Origin of the sequence: Edaphobacter aggregans DSM 19364, from assembly GCF_000745965.1 — a bacterium.
Lineage (GTDB): Bacteria > Acidobacteriota > Terriglobia > Terriglobales > Acidobacteriaceae > Edaphobacter > Edaphobacter aggregans.
In genome coordinates, this window is the sequence record NZ_JQKI01000072.1 from 17695 (window position 1) to 27953 (window position 10259).

10 protein-coding genes and 2 pseudogenes are annotated in these 10259 nt (G+C 57.0%); 5 read left to right on the forward strand and 7 right to left on the reverse strand.

The annotated features are described in order from the left end of the window. Positions 1 to 2: 2 nt before the first annotated feature. From Q363_RS21720 to Q363_RS21745, 6 genes are read right to left on the reverse strand one after another with little or no spacing between them, the layout of a single operon-like run. A complete protein-coding gene (locus Q363_RS21720) occupies positions 3 to 1943 on the reverse strand; it encodes an ATP-binding protein (protein WP_051979127.1) in 1941 nt (646 codons plus the stop codon). Continuing rightward, complete coding sequence (locus tag Q363_RS36520) at positions 1940 to 3208, reverse strand: Pvc16 family protein (protein WP_051979128.1); 1269 nt, start codon at positions 3206 to 3208, stop codon at positions 1940 to 1942. Before Q363_RS36520 ends, Q363_RS21720 begins: the two co-directional genes overlap by 4 nt. Further along, positions 3205 to 3888, reverse strand: coding sequence for a hypothetical protein (locus Q363_RS21730; protein ID WP_035354700.1), 684 nt, complete (start codon positions 3886 to 3888; stop codon positions 3205 to 3207). The genes Q363_RS36520 and Q363_RS21730 overlap by 4 nt, the downstream gene beginning before the upstream one ends. Further along, positions 3885 to 4580, reverse strand: coding sequence for a hypothetical protein (locus Q363_RS21735; RefSeq protein WP_035354701.1), 696 nt, complete (start codon positions 4578 to 4580; stop codon positions 3885 to 3887). Before Q363_RS21735 ends, Q363_RS21730 begins: the two co-directional genes overlap by 4 nt. Positions 4581 to 4600: 20 nt before the next feature. After that, complete coding sequence (locus tag Q363_RS21740; RefSeq protein ID WP_035354702.1) at positions 4601 to 5125, reverse strand: phage tail protein; 525 nt, start codon at positions 5123 to 5125, stop codon at positions 4601 to 4603. A gap of 56 nt (positions 5126 to 5181) precedes the next feature. Continuing rightward, entirely contained in the window at positions 5182 to 7212 is a 2031-nt protein-coding gene (locus tag Q363_RS21745) for a phage tail sheath C-terminal domain-containing protein (protein WP_035354703.1), read from the reverse strand. Positions 7213 to 7499: 287 nt separating this feature from the next. On the opposite strand from Q363_RS21745, the pseudogene Q363_RS46630 reads away from it, so the two are divergent. Together Q363_RS46630 and Q363_RS46635 are read left to right on the forward strand one after the other, a co-directional pair. After that, positions 7500 to 7772, forward strand: a pseudogene (locus Q363_RS46630) (hypothetical protein); the annotation flags it as partial. An 8-nt stretch (positions 7773 to 7780) separates the two neighbouring features. Next, positions 7781 to 7918 carry an eCIS core domain-containing protein gene (locus tag Q363_RS46635; protein ID WP_425387745.1) on the forward strand — a complete coding sequence of 46 codons (138 nt, stop codon included), beginning with the start codon at positions 7781 to 7783 and terminating at the stop codon, positions 7916 to 7918. A gap of 235 nt (positions 7919 to 8153) precedes the next feature. On the opposite strand, the pseudogene Q363_RS21755 reads toward Q363_RS46635, so the two are convergent. Beyond that, positions 8154 to 8519, reverse strand: a pseudogene (locus Q363_RS21755) (site-specific integrase); the annotation flags it as partial. 151 nt (positions 8520 to 8670) lie between these two features. Here Q363_RS21755 and Q363_RS21760 point away from each other — a divergent pair. The 3 genes from Q363_RS21760 to Q363_RS21765 all read left to right on the forward strand — a co-directional run. Continuing rightward, the gene (locus tag Q363_RS21760; protein ID WP_035354712.1) at positions 8671 to 9111 is read left to right on the forward strand and encodes a hypothetical protein; all 441 of its coding nucleotides are present in this window, start codon (positions 8671 to 8673) and stop codon (positions 9109 to 9111) included. A 325-nt stretch (positions 9112 to 9436) separates the two neighbouring features. Further along, entirely contained in the window at positions 9437 to 9640 is a 204-nt protein-coding gene (locus Q363_RS42175; protein ID WP_084080632.1) for a hypothetical protein, read from the forward strand. Continuing rightward, positions 9625 to 10259: IS110 family transposase (locus Q363_RS21765; protein ID WP_157467312.1), on the forward strand; the 635-nt coding region annotated here is incomplete at its 3' end. The genes Q363_RS42175 and Q363_RS21765, both read left to right, overlap by 16 nt.

The window sequence follows — 10259 nt, forward strand, 5'->3', positions numbered from 1 at the left end:
ACTTACTCCCACCCTCTCGTCTCTGCCGCAGTCAGCGGCTTGTCGAGCTTGGAATATTCGGTGCGCACGGCGGCCATCACGTGGTGCATCCCGATCTCCTTCTCGTCTTTGGCAGCGGCGAAGGCAGAGAGCATTGCGAGATTCCGTATGACGCCACCCGTGACGTTGAGCTGCGCGAGCTTTGCAAAGTTCAGTGAACTGCTTGGAGCGAGCTGCGGATAGGCTCTCCGCCAGATGAGTTCGCGGCTCTCTGCATCTGGAAAAGGAAACCGGACGATGAAGCGCAGGCGCCGTTGGAACGCCGCATCGATCGCGTTCTGCATATTGGTGGTAAGAATGGCGATGCCGGAGTAAGTCTCCATTCGCTGCAGCAGATAGCTGATCTCAAGATTTGCATAGCGATCGTGACTGTCCCGCACCTGGCTCCGCTTACCGAACAAGGCATCGGCTTCGTCGAAGAGCAGAATGGCTCCGCTTCGCTCCGCGGCATCGAAGATTCGGCGTAGATGCTTCTCCGTCTCGCCGATGTACTTGCTCACGACGGTTGCAAGATCGATCTGGTAAAGGTCGCGATTCAGCTCCCTGGCAAGCAGACTTGCCGCCATGGTCTTGCCCGTGCCGCTGGGGCCGGCGAACAAAGCGGATAATCCCATCCCCTGCGAGTAGCGCTCGTTGAATCCCCACACCCGGTGAACCTGGTCGGTATGCTTTGCGTGGTTGACGATCTGACGCAACACCTCCATCTGACCATCAGGAAGAATTAGGTCGTCCCACGAAGCATTGGTCTCTACGCGGGTCGCCAGTTCTTCCATAGAACGCCGCGCAGTGTTGCGGCACAAAGTCCAGAGCAGCGACTTGAGTGCTTCCTTGTCCTGGTTTCCATGGCTGGGCGCGAACTGCCGCACTTCCTCCGCGATTCGCCCTATTTCCTGGCCGTCAAGCTGAAATGTCTCTGCAATGGGGTGCAGGTCATTCGGTATCGTTTCCGCAAGAGGGCCAAGATCGCTTAGCCACCGCGCGTGCCGATCCGAGAGGTTCGTCTGCGGTACCTCGATACGAAGGCCACGCATCCTTTCCGTCGGCGAGCCGGTGTCCATCTCAATTGCGAGGGGAGCTTCGACCCGCTCCACCCAGCTCTCAAGAGCGTCGGCCTGACTGATGGAGGTGGTCGTAAGCAGGACCGCCGCCAGTTGCAGAGCGGTTTCGCGCGAAAGCGCGCGGGCGATACGTTCCCGACCCGGAGCATCACTGGGGAGATCCGCCGGATCCAGAAAATAAGCCCGTTTTCCACTCTCAAGACAAAGATTGAGGAAGAGATCTTTCCTCTGTGCGCGAGAGCCTCCGACCAGGAGAATGGGATCGCGAGGGGTTTCCTCCCGTTGCCAGTACGTGACGGCCCGAAAGATTGACTGTGTGGCAAGCTCAACGCCGGAGGAGTTGGGTGCCTCGTTCAGAGAACGGAGGACGAGGTCGAGATCTTCATCGAGCGACGGCACGTCCAGCAGAAAGTAAAGGATTCGAGGATCGATGTGCAGCGGAGCATCGAGGAGGAATCCTTCACTTCGTTTCAGCAGGTTCCATCGCGTTAGCGGCCCCATCGGACTGAGTGCGCTCCAGTGAGGGTCCACGAAGAGATCGAAGGCAAGCCGGAAGGTTGGATACTCTACCGCTGGTACATGGCAAAACTCGGCACATGCGGACCGTATCCGCGTATCAATCGCGAAACCCGCGCACAGCAGTACAACATCCACTTCGAAGTCACTCAACGAGAAGATATTGCGAAGACGCTCAATCGGATTACTTTCTACCGTCGAAGTTGTTTCGGTGTCGGGCCCGTCGGCGCGGAGTGTTTGTTCCTCGTCACGCTTCAGCCGCCAGTAGACGCCTTGCAAGGCTTTCCACAAGGGACTGGCCGTTCCCTGCGCCATGGTTGACGTTGTCATGCGGTCACCTGCACTTGCGGAAGCCACTGTCCAAACGTGGGATTTGCCGTGTTCTTATCCTGCGTTAGCACACTCTGCACGCCGTCAATCTCGACGCGCAATGGTGAAGTGCCCACAGCTGTATCTGCCGGTACGGGGACAGCGATGGTTGCTGATAGGTTAGGCGCGGCTGGCGGCGGTGTGGCAAGCGGGATGGCCAGGTCGCCGAGATAAACGACGACGGACTGCAGACGACCGACCTGCGGAACAAGTGTCAGTGAGAGAACGTCACCCCGCTTGACGACGACTGGGCTGCCTGGAACGGGCATCTGGATTGTCGGTACAACCTGAAATGGAAACGGGTTTGATGCGAAACCCGAATGAGGCCGGCTTGAGGTAGGAAAGACAACCTGCCGCTGGACACGCACATTGTGAACACCCGCTGTCAACGTCGACGGAAGTGCGACTCGAAGGACGCCTCCCTGCAAGGTCGTCGGATTGATTCCCGGGGCACCGTCAAACGAGACGAGCGTATCGCTCGGGGAATCCCCCAGGAAGTTGGATCCTGTAATTGTGAGCGTCTCCCCGCTCACTGCCATGGAAGGGGTAATGTCAACGATAGCGGGCGCCATGAGTGGCAATGCCGTAACCGACCGCGTCTGTACCGGGAGGTTCGATATGAACTTCTTGTTTCCCTGGATGACGACAACCGAGATCTGGTACGAAGTCGTTGGGCGATAGCTGGTTTGGAACGCTGACCACAGGCGATAGATCTCTTCGGTCGTGAGAGCTTCTGGAGTGATACGGATCTGCTCGAACTGATTGACGAGCGAACTCGCGGCAATCATCTGCTGTTCCTTTGGAGCGGGAGGCGCGGAGACCAGGTCTGCAAAGGCCTGCTCGATGATTGCCCTAGGTACGACCGGGGTATCGTGAAACACCTGCATCGCCCAGCCCATCAGAATCTCCGGATCGAACGGCGCACTTCCATAAGTTGTCACCAGATAATGAAGATTGAGAGCGAGTGGTGGATTGCTCAATCCGTCACGCTTTGCATTCGCCGACGGCAACCCGAGATTGCGCATTGCCGAGTTGATGCTGGCATAGTACATGAAGAGATTGACCTGGGCCGTTTCGTCCGGACCGGTAGGAATAAGGTCGAGTGCGGAATTTGTAATGCCGCCCGCGGCACCGAGAATGGCGGACGGCCCGCCATCAGAGAGTGCATTCAAAAGCAGCGTTTTCAGCACAGCGCTTACGCCGCCAATAGCAAGGTAGTCGCTCACGATTGCCCTCCGGCCTTGCGGTGGAGAAAGTCCGTGAGCGAAAGATGAGACGGTGCCGAAACCGGGCGTGGAGCGGGCGGCTGTGGTGCTGAACGGAGATCGATACCGCCAATTGAGATGTAGATCTCGGTGCGCTGCTCAACGACTGCGTGTTGATCCGGAGATTGCGGAGAGACCTGAGCATCCATCCGCAATGGTGCCGGCTCCGCCGGGTGGCGACGCCGGTGTAAGGGCTGAGCCGCGATGGAAGAATTGTCTGCCTTCTGCTGAAGGAGCACAAGCTCAGTCTGTGGCAATAATCCGGGTTCCACGGTTGAACGATTCTGTTTCGTTTCAACAGGGATCGAGGTCCTGACCTCTTCCTCGGATGGGAACTGACTTGTTTGTGACTGGACAGCTTCTGGCGTCGAAGACTTTTCATCTCTCTTCACAGAAGAGATGTGCAACTCCTTCGCCACCTCACGCGCCACACTTTTCTGCCTGTCGTGCGCGGGTTGAAGAAGAGCCTCAGGCTTCCGCGCCACCGAACTCGCAGGAGAGGTGGCGAGCGTTTCTTCGTTTATATCCATTACGCCGTCGAGGCGCTCAACTCCCGGACCATAGGGTGTGATGAGCGGCTGGATCGCTCCAGAGGTCGCTCCACGTGCGCGGTTCACCATTCTGTCGACAAGGCGGTTCATTGCGTGAGCATCTCCAGGTACGCGAAGCGTCGTTGATGGCTCATCGAGAGAATGGATTCTTCGCTCCAACCGTAGCGACTGGCGAGAAGATGAACGTCTGCCAGAAGGCGTGTGGCCGCTGCGCGTACTTCGCGCCAGAGAAACTGGGTGATATCGAGATCGAATGCAGAGTCCTGACCGCACTGAGGACAGTGCATATCGATCCAGATCTCGGAAGCTTCATTCAATCCGTCGAAGAGAAGGAGCGACTCTTCCTTTTTGTGATCCGTCGAAGACGCATCCAGCAGTGTTCTCTGCAAGAGCATGTTGCTTGCCTCTCCGAGACTCTCTGCGTCAAGGCATGCCTGCAGATCATCGAGGTTCACAGGGCGGAAGATGGTCGACTCGGCTAAGGAATTCTCCTGCGACGCAGACCGTTGCATTTCTTCTGCCATGCCAACCACATCTGTCTCAAATTCAAGCGAGCTATGGCAGTTCGGACACTCGGCGAATCCCTGCATCCGGCGGCCGAATGTGACGGCCCTCAACTGCAGAAGCATTGTGTGAATACGAGTGAGCGGCAGCTGGGCGAATGCAGTGCGGTCGGCTCCGCGATGCGCCGATTCCAGTAGTCCAAGCGCGATCACGGGAGACGGCCGGTTCTGGCAGCGCTCCCATGCCGCCAGCAAAAGTTCGCCTTGCAGTGCTTGCATAGTGATTTTCCGTAGGTGCGTTATCCGCGGATACTGAAGCTGGGCTCGGTGGGTTCCTTTACGCTGGTGTCGCGCTCCCAACCCTCGTTCTCCAGAACAAGGTGTTGAATCGCAACTGCATTTGCGTTCGAGTCGAGATCGGGCATCGATTGATACTCCGAAACCCAAGCACGGAGAATCTTGTAGCTGATCGCCAGCTGGCCAGCCTCGTTGAAAAAGTCGAGGATGAGGTCTTTCCGGAAATCCGCAAGTGATACTTCGGCGCCGAGACCAGCACCGATCTGCCAGACCTTGGCAGCCCACGCTTCAAAGTCCCCGTCGTGCGTGACGCCGCGCTCCATCGTGATGGGGCTGAAGTCGGTTCTACCGGGAGACTTACGGCTGGTACTGGGATCGCCGCCTTCGCGATGCTTCACCACTTCGGTGGTCCGCTTCAGCGCAGATACTTTACTTATGCCCGCGACGTACTTTCCGTCCCACTTAATCCTGAATTTGAAATTTTTGTAGGGGTCGAACCTTTGTGCATTTACGACAAATTGAGGCATGGCCGTTCTCCTTCGGTGGATCTATCGATGATTTCCTGGTGAAGTAAGCCCTAAGGCTAGGACAGGGTTTGTCCGGTGAGTTGCTCGATTGAGATCACTACGAACTCAGCAGGCTTCAGCGGCGCAAAGCCAACAAGGACATTCACGATACCCGCGTCGATATCTGTCTGCGTCGTCGTCTCGCTGTCGCATTTCACGAAGTATGCCTGTGCAGGAGTCTGCCCCTGGAAAGCACCCTTCAGGAAGAGCGACTGCATGAAGGCTCCGACATTCAGCCGGATCGATGCCCAAAGCGGTTCGTCGTTCGGCTCAAAGACAACCCACTTCATTCCGCGGTACAGACTCTCTTCCAGGTAAAGGGCTGTGCGCCGAACGGGCACGTACTTCCACTGGTTTGTAAGAGCATCTGCACCAACGAGGGTGCGCGCACCCCACAGGACAGGTCCGTAGAGTGGGAAGGTACGGAAGCAATTGAGACCAAGCGGGTTGAGAACGCCGTTCTCACCGTCACTCAGTTGATAGGTCATGCTTTGCACACCATTGAGTGAGGCTTCGATACCTGCAGGGGCTTTCCAGATACCCCGTTTCGTGTCGGTTGTAGCGTACACGCCGGCGACGATGCCGCACGGTGCGAAGGTCCGCAACAAACCCTTGTTGAGAGGGTCCGCAAGGCGAAGCCGTGGAAAGAACGCCGCTCCGTTTGGATCAACGACGCCGATGGTGTTGCTCTTCCAGTCCACCGCTGCTGAGACGGAGTGCACATTTGGCGGAGGATCGATAATCAAGAGCGCCCGCCGGATTGAGCAGAGCGAAATCGCTGCCGCGTAGATCGTAGCCGGGTTCAACCCGGTGTCCAGGGTGTTTGCATCGCTCGCAAGCGAGCGAGTGGCGTCTGGGATACAGAGCAGGTTGAAGAGGTCAACCTTGTTCAGCGCGTAGATGCCCGTAAACAGTGCCTGATCACCGATAAGTTCGTTGTCCGTGGGAAGTCCAGAGGGTTTCGTGGCTGCAGTGGCAGCAATCAGATTGCCACCGGCCGGGCTACCCGTTCCTAATGCGTAATGCGCAACATTGCTTACCCCGCCTATCAGCGCAAGGCCATTCGCCGCATCGTTGCCCGCCGGGACTGGGGAGAGCGAGGACGGTGCCACGAAGGTGATTGTCGCGTCCGGCTGATTAGGCACCAGCATATTCACGCGAATGGCTTTATCAGTGCCAAGCGGGACCACGGAACATGCCACGGAAGCACCCGGTAGGCTAACCGCGAGTGCACTATTGATGGCCTGCTGCAGAAGGCCGGCAAGACCCTGCAGGGTCTGCGGAATCGGCGAGTTCTTGCTAAGGACTTTTACCGTGATCGTCTTTGCGGGCGTGGTGGGAACCTGGATGCCCAGAAAGGCATCTGCCGCCGCGATGGTTCCGCCGCCCAGCGCGGTATTGACAGCAGCATTGGTAAGGGACTTACCAACAATGCCTGTCGACTTCAGCGGCGATAGAGGGGACGCGGTTCCTGCAGTGACCGAAACTAACTGCGATCCGTTGTCTTCATCGTTGATTACTTTGACGACGTAGTTGGGAAATGCGCTGTTAAGCGTAACTGCCGGAAAGTACTCGACCGTGCCATCTGCCAGATTTGTAACTGTCAAATTAAAAGCGAGCGGGTCCCCGGTAGCGGTCGATAAGTCGAGATTCATCGCATCAATGTCGACTAGAAGCTGACCATTGGCCCAGGTACCGCTGCTGAGTGCGGTTACGGTAAGTCCATCGGTAGCTGCGACACCGAAGTGAACACTTGCATAGACAACGGCGCCGACAGGGTAGGCCATTGGAGTCCGCACCACATAGGCCTGCGAACCACCGTTCTGGAAAAACTGTTGAACGGCATAACTCAGTTCACTATTGGAAGCCAGGCCGCCGAAAAGCCGCTGGTAATCGGAGAAACTGAATATCTCCTGCGCGCGGTTATCGATTCCTCTTGCCGTATAGCCGACAAACGCAGCAATCGACGTGGCAACTCCGGTGATGCTGTGGACGGCGCTGGAAAGCTCCTGGATATAAACACCAGGATAAGAAAGTGTAGGGGGCATTCTCTTCCTCCAATATGTCTTTCGGGCCGTCGCGGCACGACAGAGAGTGTCATGCGGTGTCGAACACCATAATCACAAAGGCTTTCATCAACCAGACGAAGGAAAACAAGATGCTGAACGCACATAAATCGGCTTGCGCCGGCCATGGGCAAGTAATACTTAGGAGGGGCGTGTTACTGGGTAACCTTACAGCACTGGATTACAGCACACGTTCTGGATGTGGTCAATAAATTATCGACAGTGATGAAATTAATATTCTGAATGACGCTATGATCAGCACCTGAGGAATGCCTTCGATAGAGTGTCGGCAGCCGCCGGGCGCAATTTCTTACTGTAAGGAACTCCACGTGGCGCTTCAGAAGACCAGCAGCAGCGCGAACAAGCAGGCCTCTATCTCCTCACCCGATATTGAATCCACATGGGGAGCGCCCGCACGGGGAAAGCCGTCGAGCAAATCTGTCCAGCACGTGCTCGCGTCTCCCGGAGTACCGCTGGACAAGACTACGCGCGCATTCTTCGAGCCCCGCTTCGGCCGCAACCTGCAGGATATCCGCGTGCATAGCGATGTATCTGCGCATCGCGCTCTGCACAATCTCTGGATGCGAACGCCTATACGGTCGGAAAGCATATTGTTTTCGATTCCTCGAAGTATGCTCCCGGAACGCTTGAAGGCAAACAGCTCTTAGCCCATGAACTACCCACGTGATGCAACAGCAGGGGCGAGATACAGGGAAGTTCAAAGACAAACAAAAGGTAAAGCAGCTGGTACTGACGGAAAACGGCCATTCAGGCTCTACGTCAAGCAGCGGCTGGAAGGCGTTGCCCTGCTGCGAGAGTTTCTGATTCAGTATCATCCGACGTGGCAGGCAGACCAGATCGACCAGTTCATCGCGGCCAATCCTACACTTTCAGTAAATAGGAGTATCGCATCAGCGCAACTCTTACAGTCCCAAATTATCATTCACCGCGATCTCGATGTCCTGCTCGGAGCCGAGATAGCGCTCGGTGGTCTGGATCGAGGAGTGGCCGAGCAGGAACTTGATCTGCTCCAGGTCCCCGCCGTTCTTCCGGCAGAGCTTGGCGCAGGTGCGGCGCAGGTCGTGGGCGCCGAAGTGCTCGATGCCGATTTGCTTCGATGACTGTTCAACTACGGACCAGACCGCCCAGTCGCTCAAGGTCTCGCGATTGACCTTCCCGCTCTTCGAGACCGAGCGCAGCAGCCTGCCATCTTCGATACCGGCCGCGGTCATCCAGGCGTTGATGCCGTGCTTCACCCAGATCGGGATGGCAACGGTGCGGACGCGCCGGCCCTTGCCCTCGAGGTCTGTCGTTTTTCCTTTACCTGTAGAACGGTTTCATTGATCTCAGAAGACTTACGCTATTCCTAAAGGTGTAGAAATTTGCCTTAGCCTGTAGAAATATTCCTTTACCTGTAGAACAATTGCGCATGCGTTTTTCATGGCAAAACCGCCCGTGAAGCCGGACAGGGACAGCGCGAGCGATGCCGACTGGCAGATGGCGAGGCATCGCGAGGATGCGCTCAAGGTGCTGCTGGAGACCAGTTCGCCAGCGGCCGTCGCCGAGGTTGCGGCGGACCTCCGGCTTAGTTCCGCCATGGTGGATCGACTGCTGGCTGTATACCGTCGCGACCCATCGACCAGTTCCCTTCTACCCAATCGCGGCGGCCGTGCCTCTGGAACAAAGCTGCTCAGCACGGATGTCGAGACCGTCATCCCGGACGTTGATCTCCGGGTACTGCTTGAAGAGGCAGCGGCCGCGTGTCGCCGATCTCCACCGGCAGATCATCCTGGAATGCCGAAAGGCCAGACTTGCACCTCCTTCGTACAAAGCGGTGTGGGTTCGGGTCAACTCTGTCGACCCAGCGCTCACAGTTCCTGAGGAGTCGGGTTTTGCGGCAAGAACGGGTTCAGTTTCCGAAACCCCGTTTGAACTAAGCGCCGGACGCCCTTTGCGGTCGTCGCTTGGAGAAGAAACTGGCGTCGAGGATGAAGATTCTGGCATGCTGTTGCACGCAGCATGCGGCAAGCAGGACCGTGGTGACAGTGGTGCTTCAATGCCCGAAACTAAGCGTGGTTCCGGTTTAGGCGATCGCTCGCATGGTGGCGAGATTGCCGAACGAAGGCGACCTCGACCCCGTTAAAGAGAATTACAAACCAATCGCAACCGGGCCGTGTGCTGCCAAACCAGCCAGGAGCGTGAGGTTATGAGCCAGAAACGGCGCAAGCAGATTAGAAGTCGGCAACCGGAGTGGAGCTTAAATCTGGAAGTGGTGCATCCAAACGCGGCCGGGATTGATATCGGCAATGAATCCCATTACGTGGCCGTTGCCCCGGACCGAGATCCCAACCCGGTGCGGCAGTTTGCTTGCTTTTTACGGAGGATTTGCATCGCTTGGCCGACTGGCTGAAAAGCTGTGGCATCGTTACGGTGGCGATGCAGTCTACCGGAGTGTATTGGTTGCCGGTCTACGAGATCCTGACGGAGAAGGGGCTGGAGGTGTTTCTGGTAAATGCACGGCATACCAAGAATCTGCCCGGACGGAAGACCGACGTGCAGGAATGCCAGTGGCTGCTGCAACTGCACACCTTCGGCCTGCTGAATAATTCCTTCCGCCCGCCGGAGGAGATCTGCGTACTGCGCGCCTATTGGCGGCAACGGGGCGAACACGTGGCCGCAGCGGGGGCGTGTATTCAAAGGATGCAGAAGGTACTTACCGAGATGAACGTGCAGCTGGCCAACGTGATCAGCGATATCAGCGGCCTGACGGGCATGGCCATCATCCAGGCGATTCTCAATCGAGAGCGGGACCGATACAAGCTGGCCGATCTGGCCGATCCGCGGATACACGCAACCCGGGAGGAAATTGCCCGTAGCCTGGAAGGCAACTGGCGCAAGGAACTATTGTTCATTCTGCAGCAAGAGCGGAATCTCTATCAGATCTATCAGCAGCAGATCACTGAATGTGACACAGCCCTGGCGGCCCATCTGCAGACCCTCAATGACAAGGTGGAACCCGGTAGCCAACC